This window comes from Undibacterium sp. CCC3.4, assembly GCF_034347425.1.
Lineage (GTDB): Bacteria > Pseudomonadota > Gammaproteobacteria > Burkholderiales > Burkholderiaceae_D > Undibacterium.
The window spans coordinates 1,825,335-1,851,009 of record NZ_CP133779.1; the positions used below are offsets into that span (position 1 = coordinate 1,825,335).

The following is a 25,675-nucleotide window of genomic DNA, read 5'->3' on the forward strand; positions in this document are numbered from 1 at the left end:
GTTCTTGTAGCGCTGGCAAGCTGCTATAAGACTACATTGAAACGCATTCAGCGCAGTCTCAATGCGACCTTGGCATGGCCTGGGTTATGGCGTGCTGCCGGTCGTACACTCGTCTCGCCAGCCGGTAGCAATTTAAAAATCGCAACATGCTCAGATAAAGTCGTCGCCAGCATTTGCAGACTCGCTGCCGAACCAGCCGCTTCCTCAACCATCGCGGCATTTTGCTGCGTCACTTGGTCCATTTGACTGATCGCTTGATGCACCTCGTCGATGCCGGTACTTTGCTCATCACTGGCGAGCATGATTTCACCCATGATGTCGGTCACCTTCTTCACACTACCGACGATCTCTTCCATGGTGCTGCCGGCTTCGGAAACGAGCTGACTGCCCATCGCACATTTTTCTACCGAATCACCGATGAGGGTCTTGATCTCTTTGGCTGCCGCGGCACTGCGTTGCGCCAAATTGCGCACTTCGCTGGCCACGACCGCAAATCCGCGCCCCTGATCGCCGGCACGTGCCGCTTCCACTGCCGCATTCAAGGCCAGAATATTGGTTTGAAAGGCGATGCCATCAATCACGCCAATAATATCAACGATTTTTTTCGCTGAGCTGTTGATCGACTCCATCGTGTCGACGACCCGCGCTACCACCGTCCCACCCTTGACGGCAACATCCGAAGCCGACTGCGCCAACTGATTGGCTTCTCTGGCATTGCCGGCATTCTGTTTCACGGTCGCCGTCAATTCCGTCATCGCCGCCGCGGTTTTCTCCAACACCAGCGCCTGTTGCTCGGTGCGCGCAGATAGATCCTGATTACCCAATGCGATTTCGGCCGAGCCGCTGTAAATCGCATCGGTGGTACTGCGCACCTGGCTCACGATATTCACCAAACTTGTGCGCATTTCGCTCATCGCCGCCAAGACACTGCTATTGTCATTGGCGGCCTTATGAATTTCCGCCGCCAAGTCGCCGGCCGCAATATTTTGCGCCACCGCACTGGCTTCGCGCGGCTCACCACCCATGGCCGCAGTAATGGTACGGGCAATGAAGGTCGCCACCAGGGTGCCGACTAACAGTGCACCGAGACACATCGACAGCATCAAGGTTTGAAAACCATTCGCGCTGGCGCGCGCCGCAGCCGATTCGACATGGTTCAAATTTTCTTCATAGTCGATGAGCTTGTTAATCCGCCCCAGCCATTCGACAAAGGCAGGTTTGGCTTCGTTCAGTAATAATTGCTTGGCTTGATCGGTGTCGCCCGATTGCCGTAGCAAGATTACCTTCGCGATCAATGGCATGGTGCGCGACTCGGTTTCTTTAATACTGCTCAAGATCTGCTTTTCATCATTACTGGGGGCATTCGAACTGCTGAAAATTGTGTCGAGTGGCCCGGCCGATTTTTCGTAATCGGCGCTCAGGCTGGCAATACGCTGCAACACCGTCCGCAACTCTTCATCACTCGCCACCAAGACCACATCGCGTAAGGCAATGGCACGATCATGGACGCTGCCACGAAAATTGATAGCGTAACGTTGTTTGACACTATTGACGTCACCGATCGTAATGAGTCCGCGGGAAATCGCATTGACTTGGGCAATGCCGATAATCGTGACGACGATCAGCAACGCCAAAATCAAACCAAAGCCGAGTCGGAGTTTGGCTTGGATGGAAAGTCCATTTGTTGTAGTGAAATTCATAATACGGTCCCAAAAAATGCTGAGCTGTTAACGAGATGATCTGGTCTGAAGTCGTAGCGATCGACATCACATGGCATGGTAAAAATCACGCAAGGACACGCGCAAAATATTTTATTTGCAAGACAAAGAAACACTGAAGTGAGGGGGCGGAACTAGACCTGGAAGAACCGGATGGTTCGCACTTAGACAAAGTGGACTGAGAGCGCAGGGTGTACGCTAACAATGATGAAATAAGCGAAGTTTTTTTAGATTTCTTCGGATCACACATATGGCGATGGTAAACCTGAAGTTTTTAAAAAGCCAGCCATTTATGGAAATACCGGAGGCAATCCGGTATCTTGTGGAAGCGCGCACAACAGAGGGTGGAAATCAATTTGTGTAGTTGACCACGAACGCCTCACTGGCATTCGTTTCGAGGCGCAGTGTTATTCATATCCAAGACGTTTTGCATTGCGTCTTAAATCAATGGCGTCCAGTTGGGACAAGCTCATCTCTCCTTGCTCCAAGCGGAACAGACGCATGGAATTATTCACCGATTCTGATTGAAATTGAAGTGATTGCGCAGCGGCCGACAGTTGCTCAACCAAGGCGGCATTTTGCTGGGTGAGCATATCCATGTGAGCGACGGCTTCATTGATTTGCGAGATGCTGAGTTTTTCTTCCAGCGCGCTGGAACTGATCGCGTCCAGCGCGGTGCTGACTTGCTGCACTGATCCCATGACATCATTCATCCGTATCGTCGCATCACTGGTTCGGACGCCGCCTTGCGTAACACGATTATCGGCTTCAATAATCAGGGTCCGAATCGATTTGGCCGCATCGGTAGTGCGCGCTGCCAAAGCTCTGACTTCAGCCGCCACGACCGCAAATCCGCGACCTTGATCGCCAGCATGTGCCGCTTCGACGGCCGCGTTGAGCGCCAATATATTCGTTTGAAAAGCTACCCCTTCAATCAGGGTGTTCATTTCACTGATTTTCTTGGACGAGGCACTGATACTCCCCATCGCTTCAGCGATCGATTTCACCGCTGCGCTACCTTCATTGCTGACGTTCGAGGCTGCATGGGCAAGCTCAGCGCCACGGCTAGCCGCCGAACTGCTTTGATGCACATGCGAAGTGATTTCCTCCATCGAGGCCGCCGTTTGCTCCAGACTGCTGGCTTGCGACTCGGTGCGGGCAGATAAATCGACGTTGCCCGCCGCTACTTCGCGAATTCCTATGGTTAAATTTGTAACTTCCGTGCGCACATCATGAACCACCGTTCTTAGGTTGAGCGACATTTGCTTCAAGGCCTGCTGCAATCTGCCAGCCATTCCCGCCGCATCCGTCGCAATTTCGTGTGCGAGATCACCGGAAGCCAAGCGATTGGCGTCCAACACCAATTGTTGAAGTGGTTTGACTGCAATTTGGCTGGTACCGAAATAGGCGATGGACGCAATACCGAGTACTACCAAACCATAGCCTGCATAGGGGAGGTTCAGCAGCGACAAAGCCGCCACCGCGCCAGCCGACAGCAATTGTATTGACAGCAACTGGCCCGCTGTTTCCAATTGAAAAATACCTAGCAAGCGCCCCAACAAATCCTTACGGACTACTTTTCCATGCCGTAACACATGTACGAGCTGTTTGCGTTTCGCTTCGCCCCTCATCAAGGTATATAAGCGCTCAGCCTCGCGGACTGCGGCCCTGCTTGGCTCCGACCGAACGGAAAGAAAACCGGTAATCCGGTTTCCATCCAGCATAGGTGTCGCGTTAGCCTGAACCCAATAAAAATCGCCGGATTTGCGGCGATTTTTTACCATGCCAGACCAGGGCAAGCCAGCCTGAATAGTTGCCCACATATCCCTGAATGCTTCCTCCGGCATGTCTGGGTGCCGCACCATATTATGTGGCTGCCCTAATAATTCGCTGGCCTGAAACCCGCTCAATTCGATAAATGCTTGATTGCAATAGGTGATTCTGCCTTTAAGGTCGGTGACCGATACCAAGGTCAAGCCGGATGGGAAAGGGTATTCATGCGTGCTGACAGGTAAGTTGGCTAACATAACGGGGTTTTATACTCTCAAGTAATAAGAACAACTTAATGGATCGTCGCAAGCGACGATGGAAAAGACTCTGGAAGGGGTTTGTAATGGTCTAATGTTTACGGACACCTCAATAGGAGGAATAATTACCTAAACGAGGAAAATAAAGATGACTGGGAATAAAAAATACGAAGCTACTTTTAAACTTGAAGTGGCCCGGATGGTGCTGGATCAAGGCGTAGCGGTTGCTAAAATCGTGAAAGATATGGGTATTGGAGAAACCGCCGTGCGGCGCTGGGTTGAACAATATCGCGCTGAACAAGGTGGCCAGGCTGGCATAGGGAAACCACTGTCTGCCGAGCTGCAACGGATTCGCCAACTCGAACAAGAAAACCGTCTACTGCGTTCGGACAATGACCTGTTAAAAAAAGCATCGGCCTTCTTTGCACGCGAAATGAAATGATCTACGAGTTAGTCGATCATTGGCAAACGAAGGCCACGGTAGCACAACTGTGTCGTCTCTTGGGAGCGAGCCGGTCTGGCTACTACGCAGCAAAAGCAAAGACAAAAATGACCGCAATATGTGTCACCAGCGTGCATCTGAAAGCGGAATTCGCTGCCAGTGGCCGCAGTTATGGCAGCCGTCGCCTGGTCAGTGCACTGCACGCCAAGAACATCGTCATTGGCCGCTACAAAGTACGGCGCTTAATGCGTGAAGCCCAGATCAAAACCGTCTGGAAGAGAAAATTTATCAACACGACAGATAGCAAACATGATTTACCAATAGCGAGCAATATTCTCAATAGACAGTTCAACCCAGCAGAGCCCAATCGCGCCTGGACTTCCGATATTACCTATGTCCGTACGCGTACTGGCTGGTTGTATTTGGCGGTCGTGATGGAGTTATTCTCACGAAAAATCATAGGCTGGGCAATGGGGCCAACGATGCCAGCTGAATTGGTTTGTCGGGCGCTACGGATGGCGGTTGAGGCACGTAAGCCGGCAGCGGGTTTAATTTTGCATTCCGACCGTGGCAGTCAATATGCCAGTCATGAATACCAACATTTACTCAAACAACATGGCCTTGTTTGCAGTATGAGCCGTAAAGGAAACTGCTGGGATAACGCGGCGATGGAACGCTTCTTCTTAAATTTAAAGATGGAGCGTGTCTGGCAACGCGATTACGCGAATCAAATGGAAGCCACAAAAGACATCATTGAATACATCGTAGGCTTTTATAACTGCTTACGATTGCATTCAACGCTGGGCAATTTGCCGCCCACGGAGTTTTTCAAGCTAGTTGTCGCCTAAAAGTAAATTTTTATGCCGCCAGTTTCAGTTCTTGATATACGTCCTCATGATTTAATGCTTCCTTGTTAGTTTTGTCTGGATTTAAGTCAACAACGTTGGCGCGGTCCCAGTTACGAGTAGCACCGCTCCAGCGATTCGAGTTCCTTGCTTTTGCCGCCGCATACAATTGCTCACGTCGAATCAATAATTCCACATCCAGACCGGCATGGCGTTCAGCTGGCGTTACAAACTGAATGGCACTGTGCCGGTGTTCTTCGTTATACCAATGCATGAATGTAGTAACCCAATTCCTGGCTGCCAGGAGATCCTTAAATGGGCGACGTGGATATACTGGGCAGTACTTCAATGTTTTAAAAAAGCTTTCGGCGAACGGGTTGTCATTACTCACGGCAGGACGACTGAATGACGGCATGACGCCCAGCACCTGCAGCATGGCCAGCATCGTGGAGCCCTTCATCGGACTGCCGTTATCCGAATGAAGAACGACCTGATTTTGTGCGATTTTTTCTCGCACACAAATGTCCTTCATCACCTCGCTGGCCAGCGCGCTGCTTTCGGTTTCAAATACCTGCCAGCCGACCACTTTGCGACTAAATACATCGATGAACATATAGAGATAAAAATAGATGCCTCTGATCTCTGTCGGCAAATAGGTGATGTCCCAACAGTACAATTGGTTGGGCCCGGTTGCCTTTAAAGCACGTGGTTTGTTGCGGGGTTGCCTTGGCTTTTCTTCGCCACGGTGCACAAGCATATTTTTAGCCTTGAGTAAGCGATAGAACGTTGACTCCGATGCGACATAAATTCCATCATCAGCCAATCGCGGAACGATCTGGCTTGGCGGCAGATGGCCGTATTCCGGCGAGTTGGCAATGGCCAGAACCTGTTGTCGTTCCTCTGAACTAAGCTGATTCTGAGGTACCTGCACACGCCCTGTTCGCCGGTCTGCTTGCTCAGTCACCTGATCAATTTTCCAGCGCTGCAGCGTACGCTCGCTTAAATCAATTACGTCGCAGGCACGTTCCTGACGTGCGCCTGAAACCACCGCTTCAGCTACCAGTGTCAATACGTTATTGCGCTCCGGGATTGGGGTCATTACTCCTCGTCCTCCCAAAGCGCACGGAACTTTTTTGCAGAACCAGCAGTGCTGCCGCCTCCGCCAGAGCTTTGTCTTTCCGGGCCAGCTCACGCTTGAGTTTGACGTTTTCATCTTTCAGCGATTTAACTTCACCAGCTTTGGGTGCGGCCTCTTTACCGCTGGCGCAAAAAGCAGATTTCCAACTGGTTAAATTATGCGGGAATAAACCACGTTCACGGCACCATGCCTGAAGCTGCTCTCCCGCTAACGCATGGCTCTCATGCAGTGCCTGCAGTTGTTCTTCTACCGTCCAGTCGCTCGGTCGTTTTTCTTTTTCTGACGCCGGACTGCCCGCCAGTGCTGACTTCTTTTTCATCCAATATCTCAACGTGTGGTGATTCAAATTTAAATCAGTGGCCACTGACATGATTGTTCGGTCGCCACGGGAATAGGCCTTCTGTAATGCCTGCTCAATAAATGCAGCGGAATAGGTTGCCATTGTTGCCTCGCTCAATAAGTTAAAAAGAGAGGTAACAACCAGATTGAAGATCGCCGGTCATTTTAGCCGTATAACTTCAAAATCAAAAAGCAAACCTTAACGTCTTGAGGGAATGGGTTCCGCTGCGCTCCACCCATAAAACCCGACTGCCTACGCCGGAAAAAGCTGGATAGATAATGCGAAAAACACAAACAAACAGACTTCAATGAGATCGGTTCAATTTAAAAAGTTACACGACAAGTAGTCTGACAGATGGGGCCCATGATTTACGAAAAAGAAATGGCAGAAAAAAAACCTATTGATGTGTCCGAAATAACTTGACCACTACAGTTTGCATCCCCTCCCATCGCGGCGCTCCTTCGTCGCTCACCGGCCTGAAGAGGCTGTCGCAAAAGGGTATTGAGTCGGTATCATTACCCTAACTGGTGGCCACGTCATTCCTGCGCGCTTTTGGCAGGAACCCAGCGGCGTTCGTGCTTAACTGAAAATGCCAGAAATTGTGGCATTTTCAATGTAAAAAACGACGCTGGGTTCCCGCCAAAAGCATGCGGGAATGACGAGGTATGCGGTGTTTCAGGTGTAAAAAACGTCCATCAGGCTTTTGCGACAGCCTCTGAAGGCCGGGGTTTCAAACCCTAGTCAGATTTTTGATGAAAAATCAATATTGATTCAAATTGAGACAAAGGGAAATACAAGAAATGGCTTGCCTGTTCGGCATGCACTTAAGGTATTGGAAGCGTGGTTCAGATGCGCGATTACCTGTTGGGAATCGGTGATAAGCAGTCCTTCTCAGGACTCGGATGTGGCGGTAGGAATGCCTTGCTTTGGCATGACTCAATATAACAGCTTACTTCGTATTGGCCTGTACTAAATGCAAATCTTAGGGCGAATTACATACACTAGGGAGGCGCGGATTTAATCCGCACTGCTTTGCGCGGATTCCGGAGCGCGTTAGGCTACTTTGCCGATGTGCTCGTAGAGGATGAGGCATCCAATTCCGACCAAGAGCATTCCACCCAGCACTTCAGCACGCCTGCCGGCAATGACGCCCAATACCCTTCCAAGCATTACGCCGATGGTCACCATGATAAAGGTAGAGAGGCCAATGGCAGCTGCGGTGACGAGAATATCTGCACCCATCATCGCCAGTCCCACGCCGACCACCATGGCATCGATACTGGTGGCAAATCCGGTGAGGGCCAAGACCCAAAAAGAATGGCTGCCAGGCTTATTTACATCGGCTTCTGGTTCTGCAAATCCGGCCTGCATCATTCGCAAACCCAGAACGCTCAACAGAGTGAAGGCAATCCAGTGATCCCACGCAGACACATACGGTGCCGCCACTTGGCCTGAAGCCCAGCCGATGATCGGTGTTATCGCTTCGATTATTCCAAAAATAGCACCGGTTCGTAATGCTTCGCGCCAATGTGGTTTGTGTAGTGTCGCGCCTTTTCCTAGCGCAGCAGCAAAGGCATCGGTCGACATAGCGAGTGAGAGTACAGCAGTAGCGGCTAAATTCATGAGGATCTTTCCGGTCGGGCAGGAGCAAAGGCATGCCACGCGGCCCGACTGGACGCGTTGACATGCCGATGGTCTCGCCAAACTCACGGCTGCCCGCACCACGGCATGGAACAATCACCGAGTATGTTGATGCGGGCGCTTCCGGGGGACGGAAGCAGGCTACTCCCCAAAGGATCGGCCTAGTATAACAAATTTTGCGCTGGAGAAAGTTCCCGTCCAACGGGAAGAATTTCCTACTTCCCCGCGCACAAGGGCTGTGATGCTTACCATGTTGTACAAAGGTAACTAATGGATTATTACCCCGCATGCGCCGATGTAATTCCAATCTCACTTGAGGTAAGCTTGAAAAAAAATACGTTGACTACCCAAAAAGGAGACCCCATGAAACGCTACGCCATCCTCGGCATCACTTGCCTGCTGCTTGCCCCTACGCTATCGGTGCATGCGCAGACCGCCAACAAGTTCGATGCGATTACGCTCGTCGACAAGGCTGTGGCAAATATAGAGAAAAAAGGGGTGGAAGAAGCCTGTAAAGACTTCGCTGATACTAAGGGGGGCTATATTCTGGGGGATCTGTATGTGTTTGTTCAGGATGCGCAAGTGATGATGGTCTGCCACGCCACCACACCTAGAATGAATGGCAAAGACATGTCGCTGTTGAAGGACGCAAACGGGAAAAGATTTTCGCAGGAAATGCGCGACGTCGCGCAATCGAAAAAATCCGGCTGGGTCGATTATGTCTGGGTCAATCCTGTCACCAAGGCGCTGGAAGAAAAAACCTCCTATGTCCGCTTGGCGAGTGGCCAATATACAGTTGGCGCTGGGATTTATAAGCCAAAGTAAGCGGTATGGGCAAGTTGCCGACCATCATCAAAAATCTGACCAGGGTTTGAAATCCCGAACGTCATTCCTGCGAGCTTTTGGCAGGAATCCAGCGGCGTTCGTGGTTAACTGGAAATGCCAAAAATAATGGCATTTCCAGTGTGAAAAACGACGCGGTGTGCTGTGTTCTCGGTATGGAAACGTGCCCGCCACGCTTTTGCGACAGCTTCTTGTCTCCACAATACACCATGTAAAGCTGGAAATTGCCGACTAAATATGTTGCATTATTGCAACTAATAAAGTCCTGCCCCATTTATCGATATAATTCTGATCATACTTGAGGTAAGCTTGGAAAAAAATAAACATGTTCATTACCCAACAGGAGACCCCATGAAACGCTACGCCATCCTCGGCATCACTTGCCTGCTGCTTACCCCTACGCTGCCGGTTTTTGCGCAGACCGCCAATAAGTTTGACGCGATTGCTCTGGTGGATAAGGCGGTGGCAGATATCGAGAAAAAAGGCGTGGACGAAGCCTGTAAAGAGTTCGCTGATCCCAAGAGTGGCAATATTCAGGGTGATCTGTATGTGTTTGTTCTGGACTCGAAAATGACGATGGTCTGCGACGCCTTCACCCCTAAGATGAATGGCAAAGACATGTCGCTGTTGAAGGATGCAAACGGGAAAAAATTTGTACAGGAAATGCGTGACATGGTGCAATCGAGAAGATCCGGCTGGGTTGATTATGTATGGACCAATCCTGCCACCAAAATGCTGGAAGGCAAAACTTCCTATGTCCGCCTGGCGAGTAACAAATACACAGTTGGTGCCGGAATTTATAAGACTAAATAAACGTTAAAATTCAGCTATCAAGCACAGGCAAACCGCTGCGTTTTCACCTGTACAGCACTATTGCCGAGCGAGCATAATTTTCGCTGAATTCACTTCTATCAACTCGGTCAAGGCTGCCACCTGGCAGCCTATTTCCTCACCCAAGCGGGTGAGTAAATACTCCACGTGCGGCGGCACGAAATCCGCTTTACAAAGCCATCACGTTCTAGCTGCTGCAAACTCTGGGCCTGCATTTTGTCACTGACTAATCGGCCGGCCTACCACTTCGCTGGCCGAGGTGATACAGGCCGTACTGTCAATTCTATATAGTCGGCGCGGTGTTCCTCCCAGACTAGCATTAATGTCATGCCTTTGCGCCGCAACTCGTTTTTACGCATATTGATCCTTGGTGCTGGCACACTTTCTCCAGTCAAAAGGCTAGAAGCGTACCCGGTAGATTGCAAAATGCGTAACATTATTATTGGACAGTACAACGCCATCCCGGCATCGTGACCGTTGATTCCGCAAAAGGCATGAAATCGGTCACGTTCGCCCGGAATGGGCGGTCACGTTAAAATGGAATGACTGGTCACAATGCCGGAATCACTGGTCACGTTCCTCCGGAATACTCATCTGCGATCGTAAAGAATGAACATTGGCTACATTGGGCAGTGTTAAGTTGTTGGAGAATTAGCCAGAAAATAGCGCTCATACCAACGATAATTGCAGAAATGACAGGTTTGCAAGAGTGGAAATATTATGTCTCATAAAGATGTCAATATTATGTATATTGCTTTATTTATGAGGCAGCTATAAAAATGTGTGTTTGTAATTTATTCGATGATGCCTCATAAAATTGACAATAGTATTTATAATGCCTAATATATGAGTCATTATGACTAAAAAATCCGTCACTCTCTATCCAGGCCAAACGGCACAGATGTCTGCCTTTGGTGATCGTATTCGTCTTGCACGATTGCGGCGTAAGCTCACGACCACGTTGTTTTCGGAGCGTATGGGTGTTTCTAGAGAGACCCTGCGCAGGGTCGAGAACGGCGATCCAACGGTCGCTTTTGGCTCTTACTTGAGCGCACTGCAGACACTTGGTTTGAGTGCGGATGTGAATAAGCTTGCAAATGATGACGTGCTTGGGAGAAAACTTCAAGACGCTATGCTGATCAAGCAGCCTAGCCGAACAGTAGCAAAAAACACAAATAAGCGGACGTTTAAATCACCCGTTATCGAAGGACCTTTGCAAGAGGGCAGGCAATCTCTGGCCAGTCAGGTCTTGGCGAAATACAAAACTAAATCCGTCTTGAGTGATAAGGATTAGCGATGGCACGTAAATCAAAGCTGGCCAATGTATGGCTTGATGACGTCCGATTCGGGGAACCTTTATATATAGGCGATTTAATTATCCCTGAGCATAGCGATACGCCAGCGGCCTTCAGCTATTCGCAAGCGTGGCTAACGGAGGCGAATGCCTTTGCTATTGATCCTTATTTGCCGTTGGTTGCAGGACCCCAATATCCTGTCAAAGGAACGCTGGCCGGTATTTTCCGTGATACTGCCCCAGACAGATGGGGCAGGGTGCTGATTGAGCGACGCGAGGCATTGTTAGCGATTCGGGAGTCAAGAGCGAATCGAACCTTATTTGACCTCGATTTTCTGTTGGCAGTACAAGACGTATCCCGTATGGGAGGTCTTAGGTTCAAGGACGAGCAAGAGGAATTTATTTCGAGTGGTGAGTTTGCGGTTCCTCCCGTAAGTAAATTACGTGAGCTGCAGGCCTTAGCTGCGCGCATACAAGATGTTGGCATTGAATCCTTACCCGAGTATGAGCAATGGTTGGCCATGTTGATGGCGCCTGGCACATCGCTCGGTGGAGCTCGGCCGAAAGCCAGCTTTGAAGACACGGACGGGTCGCTGTGGATTGCCAAATTTCCAGCGCAAGATGATCGCTACGATATCGGGAAGTGGGAGTATCTGGCACATCGGTTGGCGAGAAACTCTGGCATTGCAGTTCCGAACTCCAGGCTGGAACAACTCGGCGGGCAATACCATACATTTTGTGTCAATCGCTTCGATCGAGTGGGGCACCGCCGCCGAATGTACGCTTCTGCGATGACCATGAGCGGCAAGCAGGACGGTGAGCCGAGCAGCTATCTTGATATTGCTCAGGTTATCACCGACCACGGCGCGCGTGGTCATGTGGATTTTGATTTGGCGGAGCTGTTTCGCAGGTTAATGTTTAATGTGGCGATCGGAAACAGAGATGACCATTTGCGTAATCATGGCTTTTTAAGGGAAGAATCGGGCTGGCGACTTGCTCCCGCTTTTGACATGAATCCAAATCCAGCAAAGCGTGAGCATGCTTTGGATTTGGGGGCTAAAAGCACACCGGATACTGCGCTCGATGCTGCAATTTCTACTCATGAGTTCTATCGACTAACGGATTCCGAGGCCGCTCTTATTCTCGGTGTTTGTCAAACAACCTGTCGCACAACCCGTCAAGCCGCCTGCTTCATTTCTTCCGTTTGAGCCCGTTCTGGGTTGAGCCAAACGTGATCATGTAAAGTCCAGTTTCTCGTATGTTGAGCCCAGCGTTCGGGACGTCGACGTTTCGCCTCAACATAGACGCTATCCCGATGCTGCAATATTTTCACAGCCGTTCCGTTATGCCGCTGTTCCGGCGTTACAAACTTCAATCCACTGTGCTTATGCACTTGGTTGTACCATCTGACAAACTGGAGCATCCAAGTCTGCGCGGCCTCGACATTGTCGAACGGCTTTGTCGGGTAATCGGGCCGATATTTGCAAGTATGGAAGAGCGATTCTGCGAATGGCTTATCATTCGAAACACGCGGACGACTAAAGGATGCGGCGATACCTAAATTCTCCAACGTAGCAAGCATCGTGGCTCCCTTCATCGAGCTGCCGTTATCCGAGTGCAGTACCAATGGACGCCCCGCCAATCCCTCTGCCAAACTGGTCCGACGGATTAACATTGATGCCAATTCAGCAGATTCAGCTTCATGCACTTCATGCCCAACGATCTTCCTGCTAAACACATCTAAGATCATGTACCAGTAATAATATTTACCCTGAATTTGTGCAGGCAACCACGTGATATCCCAAGACTAAACCTGGTTGGTGCCTGTCGCACAATGACTAGGCACGACTCCCCGTTTGGATTTCTGGCGACACTGCCAGTCTTACCAGGTTCTGATGTAAGCCAAAAAAATCAAAGTCTTGAGGGAAAGGGTTCCGCTTCGCTCCACCCTTAACCCCGATCTGTAACGCCGATCAAAGCCATTGAGTAAGAAGCAAAAACACTGACATTCACACAAATTGAAAAATAGATCTGTATATTTTTGTTTTACAAAAGACATGTGACAGGTAGCCTAACACCGGGGGAAAATAAGAAATTAATTAATAAGTTTTACGAAGAAGTTTTGACTGAAATCCCCAAAGAATCACTTTATCTTCCAAAAGATAGTGTAAATAGCAACTAATAGACCGCCAGCCAAGCCCCCCGTTCCAACACCTCGCCCCCCCCACAACCTAGCCGCTAGGATCGTAAAAGGGGGTATGTGGAGCCGCCAAAGCCATGGCCTAGGTAACAAGGATATTTTGTTAAATCGCTTGCGCATGAAAATAAGTTCACGCATAATGTTGATAACAACTAATCCGCAAAACTGGCGTGGCTTGACCATCTAGTGTGCGGGGGAACAAGCCGGCGCAAGCCGGTTTTTTCATTTCTGGGATGGAAAATGGTAGAGGTGAGCGGCGTAGCACATCTTCGGACACGCATTTATATTGATGGTTATAATCTTTATTATGGCTGTTTGAAGGGTTCGCCTTACAAATGGCTTGACCTCTTAGCGCTTTTTGAGAAGCATATATTGCCATCAGTATTGGTGGAGCGAAATGGTTTGCGTTGTCAAATGACGCTTTTGCCTCTAGCAATTAAATTCTTTACCGCTAAAATTCTCGAAAAAGCAGCAAAAGCGCCTGACTCGGTATCATCCCAGGCTCGCTACCACACTGCTCTGCGTAAGCAACACGACAGTCGCATCGAAATAATAGAAGGTTATTATTCTTTAACGGAGTCTAGGGTAAAAATTATCGATGCTGCCTCTCCTAAACGATGGCCAAAAGACTGTCATGATGCGTTGGCTTGGAAACTAGAGGAAAAGCAGTCCGATGTGAATCTTGCATTGCAAGCCTATCATGATGCGATTACACGAGAAGTTGATCAGGTTGTAATTGTTACGAACGATACGGACATAGCTCCAGCACTTAAATTAATTCGTTTACATACGGCAGTGACGATTGGATTGGTGATACCTGCAAAACCAAGTATTCGTGTTCCTAACACTGAGTTGGCAGAGCAAGCCCACTGGGTTCGTTCGCATATTCTTCCAAGTGAATTGGCTAATTCACAATTACCAAGAGTTTTTCCTGGGAAATCTCCAACCATAAAACCGGAGTCTTGGTACGCTCGTCCAGACTTATTAGAAAAAATATTACAACTGGCAATGCCAGTTGTTGGTAGCCGCGGGGGAGTGTTTAAGTGGATGGAGGCGCCTAATCCATATCTTGAAAATCATGCGCCAATTGACCTTATTGACACCGAAGAAGAGGCTGCCAAAGTAATTGCATATATCGAAAATTATTTAGCCGGAAACGGGATAAGTAAATAATTTCCACGACTGTTCCTTATAAGAATTGTAGATCAGTAGCGAAAATTGTAGATTTGGCTCACAAATGACAAAAGGCTTACATTGCTGTAAGCCTTTTGTCTTTACTACTAAATACTTGGTGGCCCGGGGCGGAATCGAACCACCGACACAAGGATTTTCAATCCTCTGCTCTACCGACTGAGCTACCAGGCCAAGAGCATGCATTATAGAGAGCAGTTCGCCGCTTGGCAAGCCCTGAGCAAAAATAAAGCATTTCGCCCTTGCCGCGGGCGGCGTTGCCGGGCTTGATCGGCTACGCGGCTGATGCGGCGCAGTGCCGTATAATGGCGAGATTGTCTCTCTAAGGGCGGGTTATGGCAGCGCAAGTGTATCAGTGTGACATCTGCATCATCGGTAACGGTGCCGTCGGTAAAGCCGCGGCCTTGGGTTTTGCGCAGGCCGGCTGGCGTGTGCTGTTGTTAGGCCGTAGCGCTGCGCCGCTGCCGCTGCCTCTGGCACCCGCCGCGGCCGACTGGGATGTGCGCGTGTTCGCGCTTAACCATGTGGCACGCGATTTACTCGGCGGCCTTAAAGTCTGGGATGCGCTCGACGCGACGCGCGTGGCACCGGTTAATGCCATGCAGATTTTTGATATGCAGGCAGCGCTGCCGGCACCGGCCGCCGCTCAGCTCGGTTTCGATGCTTACGGTGCGCATACCGAACAACTGACTTGGATCGTCGAAGACCGCAATCTCAACCAAGCGCTCGATAGTGCGCTGCGCTTTGCACAAAATTTGACGCAACTGGTGGGCGAGGCGGTCGATTGGCAGATTTCTGAGAACTTGGCGCGGCTGCGCCTGGCCGATGGCAGTACGGTCGAGGCCAAGTTATTGGTCGGGGCCGATGGCGCGCAATCGTGGGTGCGTGCCCAAGCCGACATCGGCATCGATTACCGTTCCTACGGCCAGCGCGGGGTGGTCACAAATTTCGCCTGCGAACGGCCGCATCATGGGGTGGCGCGCCAGTGGTTTGTCGAAGATCAGGGTATCATCGCTCTGCTGCCCCTGCCCGGGCAGCGCGTATCACTGGTCTGGTCGGCCCCGGATGCGCTGGCCGCCACCTTACTGGCGGAACCCTTGAGCGCCTTGGCGACGCGGCTGGAAACGTATTGTTTCGACACGCTCGGCCATCTGACCCCGCTGCTGCCGGCACACATTCAGGCGTTTCCGCTGCGCTTCATCCGTCCGCACAGTATGATTGCGCCACGTATGGCATTGATTGGTGATGCAGCCCATGCCGTGCATCCGCTGGCAGGGCATGGTATGAATCTCGGTTTTGGCGATGTCGCCAGCTTGTTGACGATTCTCGCTGACGCCGCCGCCAAGCGCGATTGTGGTGATCTGCGCGTGCTGGAGCGCTATCGCCGGGCACGTAAGGAAGAGGTCATGCTGATGCAGCTGACCACCGATGGACTGGCACGCTTGTTTGCTTCACAACTGACACCGCTGCGACTGGTACGCAAGTTTGGGTTGAACTTACTCGAAGCTTTGCCGGTCTTAAAGCGGAAATTAATTTCTCATGCAATGGGCAGCCGCTGAATCGGCCGGCTCATCACTCCAGACTCAAGGACTCTACCATGCATCTCAAACAATATATCGCCGTCTTGGCGCTGGCCCTCAGCGGCCTCGTCGCTGCCGAAACCCCACTCGAAGCGACGGTTAAAAAACTGGTCGAGCCACGCCTGGGCGAAGGTGTGAAGGTGGATTCGGTCACCAAGACGCCGTATGCCGGTCTGTATGAAGTGCGGATCGGTTCCGAGCTGCTCTATACCGATGAAAAAGCACAGTTTTTGTTTCTCGGTAATGTGGTCGATGCCAAAACGGGTACCAACTATACTAAAGCCAGAACCGATGATCTGAGCCGCATTAAATTCTCTGATCTGCCGCTCGATCTCGCTCTTAAGACTGTCAAAGGTGACGGCAAACGGGTGATCGCGGTGTTTGAAGATCCGAATTGCGGCTATTGCAAGCACTTCCGTAAAACCTTGACGGGTGTTGATAACATCACTGTTTATACGTTTATGTATAATATTTTGTCGGAAGATTCCACCGCTAAATCGAAAAACATCTGGTGTTCAGCCGATCGCAGCAAGGCGTGGGATGAATGGATGCTCAACGGTAAGGTGGCACCGGCGGCGGCGGCGAATTGCATGACACCGAATGATAAAGTGCTCGCGCTCGGGCGTAAATTACGCGTCAACGGTACGCCGGCTATCTTCTTCGTCGATGGCACACGGGTGCCGGGTGCCATGGATGGCAAGGCGCTCGAAGATAAACTCGCCAGCCTGTCCGCAGCTAAAGCCAAATAAGCACGATGTCGGCGCGCCCGCATTGGACCGGTATCTTACTGGCCGCTGGGCGTGGCCGTCGCTTCGCTGCCCACGATGGTGGCGATAAGTTGTTACAAGCCTTGGCCGATGGTCGCAGCGTGGCGCAAACCAGCGCGGCCAACTTACAGGCCGTGATGCCGCATACGCTGACGGTACTGCGCGCCGATCACTTCCTCTTACAACAACAGTTCAGTGCACTTGGCTATCCCAGTGTGCTGTGTGAGCAGGCTGATCTCGGCATGTCGGCGTCGCTGATTTGCGCACTACAGCACAGCGCTGACAGTGCCGGTTGGATTATCGCGCTGGCCGATATGCCGTGGGTGCAGCCCGACAGTATCGCTGCCGTGCTCGCTGCGCTGCGCGCCGGAGCCGATATCGCACGGCCGGTTTGCGCTGGTCGATATGGTAATCCGGTGGGTTTTTCGCGCACACATCTGGAACGCTTGTTGGCATTGCAGGGCGATAGCGGCGCGCGCGATTTGTTTCGCTCGTTTCCGGTGCATGAGGTGGAAGTGGATGATACGGGCATCTTGCACGATATCGATGTGCCGGCCGATTTGCTCGCTACACCACTGCGCTGAGCCGATTTTCTAAGCCCGACAGACTGCTAGTGATGATCACATATATCTAACTCGGCGTTTTCCTCTTAAAATAGCGTTTTCTTTCATTTGGCGAAAAAGTGCTGGCACCAACTGGTGTGGCGTGACTATATGAATAAGCTCAATCAAAAACTCGTAGTCCGACTCGGTTTCATGGGTCTTATCCCCTTTGTTTTTCTGACCACCGCGTGCTGGTTCGTGCATCCTGACTGGCTCGGTTTTTTCATCAAGGCCCAACTCGGCTACGGTATCGTGATCCTGTCGTTTCTCGGTGGCGTCCATCTCGGCGTGACTATCATGGCCGATGGTAAAGACGATCAAGAAACCAGAAAAGCCCTGATCTGGGGGGTGATTCCCACGATGCTGGCTTGGTGTTCGCTCAGTAATATGTTGTTTGGCTTCGCCGTTCAGGTGGTCGGCTTCATTGCCGCCTACCGCAATGACAAAAAACTTTACCAAAGCTATGGTGTGCCGGAGTGGTTCATCGACCTGCGGCTGCAATTAACACGCGTGGTCGTGGTGGCCCAAATTTTCACCTTCATTGCCGCGAATGTACGCACATAATGCGCTATATTGCTCAATACCTTGCTTAATATATTAATCAAAAATTAATCGGAAAGATCGTTAACCATGACGACGACCAGCATGAAACCAAACGCCGCCGCTACCGCTGCCGCGTTGCATTACACGATAGTACCGAAAGATTTAGCCGGCCATATTTTCGAAGTGACGCTGCAAATCGCCGCGCCAGCCGCCGATGGTCAGGTAGTGAGCTTACCGGCTTGGATACCGGGCAGCTATTTGGTGCGCGATTTCGCTCGTCATATAGTGCAGATCAGAGCCAGCAGCGGCGGCAAGAAGCTGGCGCTGAAAAAACTTGATAAACACAGCTGGCAGGCGGCACCATGCCGTGCTGAATTGACCCTGACGTATCAAGTCTATGCGTGGGATTTGTCGGTGCGTGCCGCACATCTCGATGCCAGCCATGCTTTCTTCAACGGTAGCAGTGTATTTTTGCGCGCCCATGGTCAGGAAGATCAGGCCCATGTGCTCGAGATACTGCGCCCAGCGAATGTCGCCGGAAAAAGCTGGCGCGTCGCAACCAGTTTGCCGGAACTGAAAGCCAAGCGTTACGGTTTCGGCAGCTACGTGGCTGCTGATTATGATGAACTCATCGATCATCCGGTCGAATGTGGTGACTTCCTGTTGGCCACATTTGAAGCGCATGGTGTGCCGCACGATTTTGTTATCAACGGCAAAGTGCCCAATCTCGATATCGATCGCATAGTCGCCGATCTCAAGCCGATTTGTGAAGCGCAGATCGCCTTGTTCGAACCGCGCACGAAAACCGCACCGATGCAGCGCTATGTCTTCATGACCATGGTGGTCGGTGATGGTTATGGTGGTCTCGAACATCGTGCCTCGACCGCGCTGATCTGTAATCGTAATGATTTACCGCTTACGCACCAGTCTGAAATGAGCGATGGCTATCGCAGCTTCCTCGGTCTGTGCAGCCACGAATATTTCCATACCTGGAATGTCAAACGCATCAAACCGGCGGTGTTTGTCGATTACGATTTGCGGCTAGAAAATTACACCAGTTTGCTGTGGGTGTTCGAGGGCTTTACCAGTTATTACGACGATCTGATGCTGGTACGTAGCGGCGTCATCGACGAAGCGGCATATTTCAAATTGCTGGCCAAGACCATCAATACGGTCACACGTGGCAGTGGCCGTTTCAAGCAAACAGTGGCGGAGTCGAGTTTCGATGCCTGGACCAAGTACTACCGGCAGGATGAAAATTCGCCCAATGCCATCGTCAGTTATTACACCAAGGGTTCCTTGGTGGCCTTGGCACTCGATCTCTTGTTGCGTACTGAAAGCGCCGGCAAAAAATCGCTCGATGACGTGATGCGCGCGCTGTGGCAGAAGTATGGGCGTGATTTTTATACCCGCAGCACTGCCCGTCAAGGCTTGGGGGAGCACGAAATCGCTGCGCTGATCCAGGGCGCGACCGGCGTCGATGTCGCTCGCTTTTTGGCAAAGTATGTGTACGGCACCGCGGATGTGCCATTGGCGCAGTTGTATGCCGGTTTTGGCATGGCGCTCGATGGTGCGCAGGCCAGCAAAGCCAGCCTCGGTGTCAAAGCTAGCCGCGATGCTGGTGATTGCAAGCTCGCGTATGTGTATGAAGGACGTGCCGCCCATTTGGCCGGTTTGTCGGCGCAAGATGTGCTGATTGCCATTAATGGCTTGCGCGTGACGGCGGCCGATGTCGCCGATGGTTTGCATAGTGCGGTCGGACGTTACCGTATCGGTGAAACGGTTGAGTTGCATGCCTTCCGGCGCGATGAGTTACTGGTTGTGCGCGCTAAGTTACAGGCCGACGATATGCCCGCTCTCAGTTTTACCGTGTTGGAACAAGCCGCCTTGCTGCGCCCGAGCTGGAAGAAAACGACGCGACGCTGAAGCGTTGGCAGTCATGGATAAAAAAAAAGCCCTTGGCGCAGCGTGCGGCAAGGGCTTTTTTGCATTGACGCGCGTTCAGAAGAACAAGCGCGCCAGTTCGACACCAGGATCGGGCGCGCGCATGAAGCTCTCGCCGACCAGAAAACCGTGCACATTGGCGTCACGCATGCGCGTCACATCATCGGGAGTGACGATGCCCGACTCGGTGATGACGAGTTTGTCAGCGGGAATTTTTTTCAGCAATTGCAAGCTGGTGTCGAGGCTGACCTCAAAGCTGCGCAAATTCCGGTTATTAATACCGAGCAGGGCCGTCTTCAGTTTCAGCGCGGCCGTCAATTCTTGCTCATCGTGTACTTCGACCAAGACCGCCATGCCGAGTTCATGGGCGCAGGCTTCGAGTTCCGCCATCAAACCATGATCGAGCGCGGCGACGATCAGCAGAATACAATCGGCCCCCCATTGGCGCGCCTGATAGACCTGGTAGGGGTCGATCATGAAATCCTTGCGCAGCGCCGGGATGCTACAGGCGGCGCGCGCTTGCTGCAAATACTCGGGGGCACCTTGGAAGAAATTGATATCGGTGAGAACCGACAAACAGGCGGCACCATGTTGCGCATAGCTGGCGGCGATCTCGGTCGGCTGAAAATCGGCGCGGATCACGCCTTTTGAGGGTGAGGCTTTTTTGATTTCGGCGATCACGGCCGGCTGGCCGGCTGCAATTTTGCTGCGCAGAGCGGCTTCGAATGCGCGCAACTCGGCGCGGGCGGCGTGGTCCGATTCTACTTCGCCACGCAAGCTGAGGAAGGATTGGTATTTTTTCGCGGCGGCGACTTCATCGTGTTTTACCGCCAAGATTTTCTTGAGTATGTCAGACATCGTATTATTTTCCGAGTTGCTGGGTGACCAGGATGAATTGTTCCAGTTTCGCCTTCGCAGCCCCGGAAGCGATTGCTTGCTGAGCGCGCAGCACGCCGTCGGCAATCGACTCGGCTATACCGGCACCATACAGCGCCGCACCGGCATTGAGGCTGACGATATCGGTGGCAGCGCCGGGCACATTGTTCATCACGTCGAGAATTTTGGCGCGCGATTCGGCCGCATCAGCCACCCGCAGATTGCGACTGGAAACCATGGGCAGGCCGAAATCTTCGGGATGAATATCGTATTCACGAATCTCGCCGTTGACCAGTTCACCCACCATGGTCGGCGCGCCGAGCGACACTTCATCCATATTATCGCGGCCCCAGACTACCAGCGCATGCTGGGCACCCAGGCGTTGTAACACGCGGATTTGGATACCCACCAGATCGGCATGAAATACCCCCATCAAAATATTCGGTGCGCCGGCCGGGTTGGTCAGTGGTCCGAGGATATTGAAAATGGTACGCACACCGAGTTCGCGTCGCACCGGTGCCGCATGCTTCATGGCCGCATGATGGTTAGGTGCGTACATGAAGCCGATACCGGTTTGGGCTATCGATTGTGCAATTTGCTCGGGCGTGAGGTTGATGTGAACACCCAGCGCTTCGAGCACATCGGCACTGCCGGAAGACGAGGACACGCTGCGGCCACCATGCTTGGCCACGCGCGCGCCGGCGGCGGCGGTAACGAACATCGAGGCGGTCGAAATATTGAAGGTATTCGCCCCATCGCCACCGGTGCCGACGATGTCGATCATATTGGCGGTATTAGCGATCGGTACCTTGGTCGAAAACTCACGCATCACTTGGGCGGCCGCGGTGATTTCACCGATGCTTTCTTTTTTTACGCGCAAACCCATGGTCAGGGCCGTGATCATCACGGGTGATAATTCACCGCCCATTAATTTACGAAACAGATACAGCATTTCATCGTGAAAAATTTCGCGATGTTCGATCAGACGCGTCAGCGCTTCTTGTTGAGAGATAGTCATGCTGCGGTTCCAGTCAAAAAGTTTTTCAGCAAGGCGTGGCCATGCTCGGACAAGATCGATTCAGGATGGAACTGTACGCCTTGCAAGTCGAATTGCTTATGACGCACGCCCATGATTTCGCCATCATCCGTCCAAGCGGTCACTTCCAGGCAGTCCGGCAGGCTGGCGCGCTCGATGGCCAGCGAATGGTAGCGCGTGATGGTGTAAGGGCTAGGCAAATTTTTGAAGACGCCGACGCCGGTGTGGGCAATTACTGAGGTTTTCCCATGCATGACTTGCTTGGCACGAATTACCTTACCGCCGAAGGCTGCACCGATCGCTTGATGACCGAGGCACACACCGAGAATCGGCAAGCGACCGGCGAATTGTTCGATCACCGCCATCGAAATACCGGCCTCATGCGGTGTGCAAGGTCCTGGCGAAATGCAGATGCGATCAGGCTGCATGGCTTCGATCTCGGCAATGCTGATTTCATCATTGCGGAAGATGCGCACGTCTTCGCCCAGTTCGGCGAAATACTGCACCAGGTTGTAAGTGAATGAATCGTAGTTATCTATCATCAGCAGCATTTAAATTTCTCCATCCAGTCCGTCTTGCACTTGTTCCGCCGCCCGCAATACCGCGCGCGCCTTGTTTTCCGTTTCTTGCCATTCCATTTCCGGCACCGAGTCGGCGACAATGCCAGCCGCCGCTTGCACATACAGCATGCCATCTTTGAGCACGCCGGTACGAATAGCGATGGCCAAATCCATTTCGCCACCGAACGACAGATAGCCGCAGGCACCGCCATAAATGCCGCGCTTGATCGGTTCCAGTTCATCAATCAACTCCATGGCGCGTACTTTCGGCGCACCAGAGAGTGTGCCGGCCGGGAAGGTGGCTTTGAGCACATCGAGATTCGATAGTTGCGGCTGTAAATTGGCTTCGACATTGGAGACGATGTGTTGGACATGCGAATATTTTTCTATCGCCATCTGGTCGGTCACTTTGACGCTGCCAGTGGTGGCGATACGGCCGATGTCATTGCGCGCCAGGTCGATCAGCATCACGTGTTCGGCGATTTCTTTCGGGTCGGCCAGCAGTTCGCGCGCTAATTCGGCATCGCGTTCCGGCGTGGCACCACGCGGACGGGTACCGGCCAGCGGGCGGATAGTGACTTTTTTACTGCCATCATTGAGGGTTTCGTTGCGCACTAAAATTTCCGGCGATGCGCCGATGATCTGCATGTCGCCGAAATTATAGAAATACATATATGGCGATGGATTGAGCGAGCGCAGCGCACGATACAGCGACAAAGGCGAATCGACATACGGTTTTTTGATACGTTGGCCGATTTGCACCTGCATCAGATCACCAGCCATGATGTATTCCTTGGCCTTAAGTACAGCCGCCAGATAATCTTCCTTGGCAAAATCACGGATCTCGGCGGTGCGTACCGAAGCCGACGTCACCGGCGCATCGACACTGCGACGTAACATCGCGCGCAAATCTTTGAGGCGCTGGCGCGCTTTCGACCAAGCTTCCGGCAGGCTGGTATCGGCATACACGATCAGGTATAGCTTGCCCGATACATTGTCGATCACGGCCAGCTCTTCGGTCAGCAGCAATTGAATTTCCGGTAAGCCCAGATCATCTTTCGGGGCGCTGGCTGCCAGTCTTTTTTCTACATGGCGTACCGTGTCATAGCCGAAATAACCGGCCAGGCCACCGCAGAAACGCGGTAAGCCCGGACGCAATGCCACCTTGAAGCGGCTCTGGAATTCGGCAATGAAATCAAGCGGATTACCTTCGTAGCTTTCGCTGACTACGCCATCGCGTACCACTTCGACGCGCCGACCGAAGCTGCGCACCAAGGTGTGGGCATGCAGACCGATGAAGGAATAGCGGCCGAAACGCTCGCCCCCCATCACCGATTCCAGTAAAAACGTATTTTTGCCAGCATGCTGGCTTTGTGCCAGTTTCAGGTACAGGGTCAGCGGTGTTTCCAGATCAGCGAAGGCTTCCGCAATCATGGGAATACGGTTATAGCCTTGCGCACAGAGTGAAGTAAATTCGAGTTCAGTCATGAGTTTTTCCTTGTACGGCAAGTCTGCCGCACGATAAATGAGCACCTGGTAAGGCTGGGCAAATAGTCATTTTCAGTTCAGCCGTCAGGCATGGCACGGGCCAGTGGCACACGCTTGTCAAATACAGTTCTGAGCAAGCGCACAACAACAGCGGGTCGGGGATAGCGACGGATGTAACAGATTGGTATATTGGTATAACAAACGAGAGTAAGTGCGCAGGGTATGCGCGGTCACTCGCGGCATTCTGGGTCAGGAGAATTGCCAGCGTCGCCAAAGCCAGGCCTCAAAGGCGCCTGGTGTCATTAAGGGACATTTGTTATCGAGATGCATTCGTGAGTGGAATGAGGTGAAATAATTAATGAATTTTTATCGCCAGCAGTCTTGCTGCTTGCAACAAGGTTTCGACTATACCATCACTTTGAATATTTTGTATAGCCAGACCGTGGTTGTAACCATACGGTACCGTCCAGACCGGGCAACCGGCCGCACGCGCCGCCTCGGCGTCGTTGCTCGAGTCGCCGATAGCCAGCACGTGTGCCGGTAACAGAGCAAATTGTGTGCAAACTGCCAGCAAAGGCATGGGGTCTGGTTTTTTGCGAGTAAACGAGTCGCCGCCATAGATTAGCTCAAAATACTCTGCCAAACCTTGTTGTTCCATCAAAGGTTTGGCAAACGCCAGGGGCTTGTTGGTGACGCAAGCCAGACGCAGGCCTTGCCCCCGCATGGCTTGCAGACCGGCGACCACATCGGGGTAAAGTGTCGCGGCGCTACCGTTAACTTGCAGGTAATGGCGCTGATACGCGGCCAGCGCGGCGTCGAAGTGCTGTGCGCTTTCGGTCGCAGAGAAATCGAGCGCCAGTACTTGTTGTATCAAATGTTCCGATCCCTTGCCGATCATGACTTTGATGGTTTCCAAAGCCAAGGGAGCGAGCGTGAATTCGGCACGCATCAGGTTGATGGCCAGCAGAAAATCGGCTGCGGTATCGAGCATGGTACCGTCGAGGTCAATGATGACCGCTTGTATCTGCTGCTTCAAACTGTTGGTGCGCGCCGTTGGCATCTCAGACTCCGGCCAATTCGCTGCGCATGGCGGCGATTACGGCATGGTAGTCCGCTTGGCCGAAAATAGCGGAGCCGGCTACGAAAGTATCGGCACCGGCGGCGGCGATGGCAGCAATATTGTCGACTTTCACCCCGCCATCGACTTGCAACAAGATGCTGCGGCCGGAATCATCGATGAGACGGCGTACTGCAGCGATTTTTTTCAAGGTATGCGGGATAAATGATTGACCGCCGAAGCCGGGATTGACGCTCATGAGCAGAATCAGGTCGAGTTTGTCCATCACATGCTCGAGTACATGCAAAGGCGTAGCCGGGTTGAGTACCAGCCCGGCTTGGCAACCGTGGTCGCGAATCAGTTGCAGGGTGCGGTCGATATGTTCCGAGCCTTCCGGGTGGAAGCTGATCAGGTTGGCCCCGGCTTTGGCAAAATCCGGGATCAGACGGTCGACCGGTTTGACCATCAGATGCACATCAATCGGTACCTGCACATGCGGGCGGATGGCCGCACAGACCAGCGGGCCGATGGTCAGATTCGGCACATAATGGTTATCCATGACGTCGAAGTGAATCATGTCGGCACCGGCGGCGACGACTTGGCGAACTTCTTCGCCGAGACGGGCGAAATCGGCGGAAAGTATGCTTGGGGCAATGCGGTAAGTAGTCATGATTGAGGCCTGGCAAAAAAAGATACGCTATTTTACTCCGCT

General features: G+C 52.0%; 20 protein-coding genes, 1 tRNA gene, 2 pseudogenes and 1 riboswitch. Of the genes and pseudogenes, 11 read left to right on the plus strand and 12 right to left on the minus strand.

Features of this window, described 5'->3' with window-relative positions:
* Positions 1 to 47 precede the first annotated feature (47 nt).
* Positions 48 to 1,700 carry a methyl-accepting chemotaxis protein gene (locus RHM61_RS08395; RefSeq protein WP_322250671.1) on the minus strand — a complete coding sequence of 551 codons (1,653 nt, stop codon included), beginning with the start codon at positions 1,698 to 1,700 and terminating at the stop codon, positions 48 to 50.
* A 425-nt stretch (positions 1,701 to 2,125) separates the two neighbouring features.
* The gene (locus RHM61_RS08400) at positions 2,126 to 3,745 is read right to left on the minus strand and encodes a methyl-accepting chemotaxis protein (RefSeq protein WP_322250672.1); all 1,620 of its coding nucleotides are present in this window, start codon (positions 3,743 to 3,745) and stop codon (positions 2,126 to 2,128) included.
* A gap of 148 nt (positions 3,746 to 3,893) precedes the next feature.
* Between RHM61_RS08400 and RHM61_RS08405 the strand changes: the two genes are divergently transcribed.
* Positions 3,894 to 5,035, plus strand: a protein-coding gene (locus RHM61_RS08405; protein ID WP_322250673.1) for an IS3 family transposase whose coding sequence is annotated in 2 segments (ribosomal slippage) — positions 3,894 to 4,158 and positions 4,158 to 5,035 — 1,143 coding nt in all. Because the reading frame shifts where the segments join, the coding sequence is not laid out codon by codon here.
* Between the two features lie 10 nt (positions 5,036 to 5,045).
* Here the strand turns inward: RHM61_RS08405 and RHM61_RS08410 are convergent.
* Positions 5,046 to 6,612: pseudogene (locus tag RHM61_RS08410) on the minus strand (IS3 family transposase).
* 951 nt (positions 6,613 to 7,563) lie between these two features.
* Positions 7,564 to 8,133: a manganese efflux pump MntP family protein gene (locus RHM61_RS08415; RefSeq protein WP_322250674.1), complete on the minus strand. Its 570-nt coding sequence runs from the start codon at positions 8,131 to 8,133 to the stop codon at positions 7,564 to 7,566.
* Between the two features lie 8 nt (positions 8,134 to 8,141).
* Positions 8,142 to 8,306: riboswitch (yybP-ykoY riboswitch) on the minus strand.
* A gap of 208 nt (positions 8,307 to 8,514) precedes the next feature.
* Here RHM61_RS08415 and RHM61_RS08420 point away from each other — a divergent pair.
* The 4 genes from RHM61_RS08420 to RHM61_RS08435 all read left to right on the plus strand — a co-directional run bounded on the left by RHM61_RS08420 (position 8,515) and on the right by RHM61_RS08435 (position 12,327).
* Complete coding sequence (locus RHM61_RS08420) at positions 8,515 to 8,976, plus strand: cache domain-containing protein (protein WP_322250675.1); 462 nt, start codon at positions 8,515 to 8,517, stop codon at positions 8,974 to 8,976.
* Positions 8,977 to 9,345: 369 nt separating this feature from the next.
* On the plus strand, positions 9,346 to 9,807 hold the full coding sequence (locus RHM61_RS08425) for a cache domain-containing protein (protein ID WP_322250676.1): 462 nt from the start codon (positions 9,346 to 9,348) through the stop codon (positions 9,805 to 9,807).
* A gap of 874 nt (positions 9,808 to 10,681) precedes the next feature.
* On the plus strand, positions 10,682 to 11,119 hold the full coding sequence (locus RHM61_RS08430; protein WP_322250677.1) for a helix-turn-helix domain-containing protein: 438 nt from the start codon (positions 10,682 to 10,684) through the stop codon (positions 11,117 to 11,119).
* A gap of 2 nt (positions 11,120 to 11,121) precedes the next feature.
* On the plus strand, positions 11,122 to 12,327 hold the full coding sequence (locus RHM61_RS08435) for a HipA domain-containing protein (protein ID WP_322250678.1): 1,206 nt from the start codon (positions 11,122 to 11,124) through the stop codon (positions 12,325 to 12,327).
* Here the strand turns inward: RHM61_RS08435 and RHM61_RS08440 are convergent.
* A pseudogene (locus RHM61_RS08440) lies at positions 12,297 to 12,986 on the minus strand (transposase); the annotation flags it as partial. The gene RHM61_RS08435 and the pseudogene RHM61_RS08440 overlap by 31 nt on opposite strands.
* Positions 12,987 to 13,559: 573 nt before the next feature.
* On the opposite strand from RHM61_RS08440, the gene RHM61_RS08445 reads away from it, so the two are divergent.
* Positions 13,560 to 14,492, plus strand: a complete 933-nt coding sequence (locus tag RHM61_RS08445; RefSeq protein WP_322250679.1) for an antitoxin Xre/MbcA/ParS toxin-binding domain-containing protein — start codon at positions 13,560 to 13,562, stop codon at positions 14,490 to 14,492.
* Positions 14,493 to 14,608: 116 nt separating this feature from the next.
* Here RHM61_RS08445 and RHM61_RS08450 read toward each other — a convergent pair.
* A tRNA-Phe gene (locus RHM61_RS08450) sits at positions 14,609 to 14,684 on the minus strand.
* Between the two features lie 161 nt (positions 14,685 to 14,845).
* Between RHM61_RS08450 and RHM61_RS08455 the strand changes: the two genes are divergently transcribed.
* From RHM61_RS08455 to RHM61_RS08475, 5 genes are all read left to right on the plus strand, one after another.
* Positions 14,846 to 16,069, plus strand: coding sequence for an FAD-dependent monooxygenase (locus RHM61_RS08455; protein ID WP_322250680.1), 1,224 nt, complete (start codon positions 14,846 to 14,848; stop codon positions 16,067 to 16,069).
* Between the two features lie 38 nt (positions 16,070 to 16,107).
* Positions 16,108 to 16,839, plus strand: a complete 732-nt coding sequence (locus tag RHM61_RS08460; RefSeq protein WP_322250681.1) for a DsbC family protein — start codon at positions 16,108 to 16,110, stop codon at positions 16,837 to 16,839.
* 5 nt (positions 16,840 to 16,844) lie between these two features.
* Complete coding sequence (locus RHM61_RS08465; RefSeq protein WP_322250682.1) at positions 16,845 to 17,441, plus strand: nucleotidyltransferase family protein; 597 nt, start codon at positions 16,845 to 16,847, stop codon at positions 17,439 to 17,441.
* Between the two features lie 129 nt (positions 17,442 to 17,570).
* Positions 17,571 to 18,023, plus strand: a complete 453-nt coding sequence (locus RHM61_RS08470) for a DUF3429 domain-containing protein (RefSeq protein ID WP_322250683.1) — start codon at positions 17,571 to 17,573, stop codon at positions 18,021 to 18,023.
* 81 nt (positions 18,024 to 18,104) lie between these two features.
* The gene (locus RHM61_RS08475) at positions 18,105 to 19,928 is read left to right on the plus strand and encodes a PDZ domain-containing protein (protein ID WP_322250684.1); all 1,824 of its coding nucleotides are present in this window, start codon (positions 18,105 to 18,107) and stop codon (positions 19,926 to 19,928) included.
* Positions 19,929 to 20,003: 75 nt separating this feature from the next.
* Here RHM61_RS08475 and trpC read toward each other — a convergent pair whose 3' ends face one another.
* The 6 genes from trpC to rpe form a co-directional block, all read right to left on the minus strand.
* Entirely contained in the window at positions 20,004 to 20,804 is an 801-nt protein-coding gene (gene trpC, locus RHM61_RS08480; RefSeq protein ID WP_322250685.1) for an indole-3-glycerol phosphate synthase TrpC, read from the minus strand.
* Positions 20,805 to 20,808: 4 nt separating this feature from the next.
* A complete protein-coding gene (gene trpD / locus RHM61_RS08485) occupies positions 20,809 to 21,840 on the minus strand; it encodes an anthranilate phosphoribosyltransferase (RefSeq protein ID WP_322250686.1) in 1,032 nt (343 codons plus the stop codon).
* On the minus strand, positions 21,837 to 22,409 hold the full coding sequence (locus RHM61_RS08490) for an aminodeoxychorismate/anthranilate synthase component II (protein WP_322250687.1): 573 nt from the start codon (positions 22,407 to 22,409) through the stop codon (positions 21,837 to 21,839). The genes trpD and RHM61_RS08490 overlap by 4 nt, the downstream gene beginning before the upstream one ends.
* On the minus strand, positions 22,410 to 23,906 hold the full coding sequence (gene trpE / locus RHM61_RS08495) for an anthranilate synthase component I (protein ID WP_322250688.1): 1,497 nt from the start codon (positions 23,904 to 23,906) through the stop codon (positions 22,410 to 22,412). It lies immediately after the preceding gene.
* Between the two features lie 355 nt (positions 23,907 to 24,261).
* Positions 24,262 to 24,966: a phosphoglycolate phosphatase gene (locus tag RHM61_RS08500; RefSeq protein ID WP_322250689.1), complete on the minus strand. Its 705-nt coding sequence runs from the start codon at positions 24,964 to 24,966 to the stop codon at positions 24,262 to 24,264.
* 1 nt (position 24,967) lies between these two features.
* The gene (rpe, locus tag RHM61_RS08505) at positions 24,968 to 25,633 is read right to left on the minus strand and encodes a ribulose-phosphate 3-epimerase (protein WP_322250690.1); all 666 of its coding nucleotides are present in this window, start codon (positions 25,631 to 25,633) and stop codon (positions 24,968 to 24,970) included.
* Between the last annotated feature and the right edge of the window lie 42 nt (positions 25,634 to 25,675).

What these genes read in the sequence shown, in the direction of transcription:
- RHM61_RS08395 (WP_322250671.1), bottom strand. Translation starts at nt 1,700, where the DNA reads ATGAATTTCACTACAACAAATGGACTTTCCATCCAAGCCAAACTCCGA.
- RHM61_RS08400 (WP_322250672.1), bottom strand. Translation starts at nt 3,745, where the DNA reads ATGTTAGCCAACTTACCTGTCAGCACGCATGAATACCCTTTCCCATCC.
- RHM61_RS08415 (WP_322250674.1), bottom strand. Translation starts at nt 8,133, where the DNA reads ATGAATTTAGCCGCTACTGCTGTACTCTCACTCGCTATGTCGACCGAT.
- RHM61_RS08420 (WP_322250675.1), top strand. Translation starts at nt 8,515, where the DNA reads ATGAAACGCTACGCCATCCTCGGCATCACTTGCCTGCTGCTTGCCCCT.
- RHM61_RS08425 (WP_322250676.1), top strand. Translation starts at nt 9,346, where the DNA reads ATGAAACGCTACGCCATCCTCGGCATCACTTGCCTGCTGCTTACCCCT.
- RHM61_RS08430 (WP_322250677.1), top strand. Translation starts at nt 10,682, where the DNA reads ATGACTAAAAAATCCGTCACTCTCTATCCAGGCCAAACGGCACAGATG.
- RHM61_RS08435 (WP_322250678.1), top strand. Translation starts at nt 11,122, where the DNA reads ATGGCACGTAAATCAAAGCTGGCCAATGTATGGCTTGATGACGTCCGA.
- RHM61_RS08445 (WP_322250679.1), top strand. Translation starts at nt 13,560, where the DNA reads ATGGTAGAGGTGAGCGGCGTAGCACATCTTCGGACACGCATTTATATT.
- RHM61_RS08455 (WP_322250680.1), top strand. Translation starts at nt 14,846, where the DNA reads ATGGCAGCGCAAGTGTATCAGTGTGACATCTGCATCATCGGTAACGGT.
- RHM61_RS08460 (WP_322250681.1), top strand. Translation starts at nt 16,108, where the DNA reads ATGCATCTCAAACAATATATCGCCGTCTTGGCGCTGGCCCTCAGCGGC.
- RHM61_RS08465 (WP_322250682.1), top strand. Translation starts at nt 16,845, where the DNA reads ATGTCGGCGCGCCCGCATTGGACCGGTATCTTACTGGCCGCTGGGCGT.
- RHM61_RS08470 (WP_322250683.1), top strand. Translation starts at nt 17,571, where the DNA reads ATGAATAAGCTCAATCAAAAACTCGTAGTCCGACTCGGTTTCATGGGT.
- RHM61_RS08475 (WP_322250684.1), top strand. Translation starts at nt 18,105, where the DNA reads ATGAAACCAAACGCCGCCGCTACCGCTGCCGCGTTGCATTACACGATA.
- trpC (WP_322250685.1), bottom strand. Translation starts at nt 20,804, where the DNA reads ATGTCTGACATACTCAAGAAAATCTTGGCGGTAAAACACGATGAAGTC.
- trpD (WP_322250686.1), bottom strand. Translation starts at nt 21,840, where the DNA reads ATGACTATCTCTCAACAAGAAGCGCTGACGCGTCTGATCGAACATCGC.
- RHM61_RS08490 (WP_322250687.1), bottom strand. Translation starts at nt 22,409, where the DNA reads ATGCTGCTGATGATAGATAACTACGATTCATTCACTTACAACCTGGTG.
- trpE (WP_322250688.1), bottom strand. Translation starts at nt 23,906, where the DNA reads ATGACTGAACTCGAATTTACTTCACTCTGTGCGCAAGGCTATAACCGT.
- RHM61_RS08500 (WP_322250689.1), bottom strand. Translation starts at nt 24,966, where the DNA reads ATGCCAACGGCGCGCACCAACAGTTTGAAGCAGCAGATACAAGCGGTC.
- rpe (WP_322250690.1), bottom strand. Translation starts at nt 25,633, where the DNA reads ATGACTACTTACCGCATTGCCCCAAGCATACTTTCCGCCGATTTCGCC.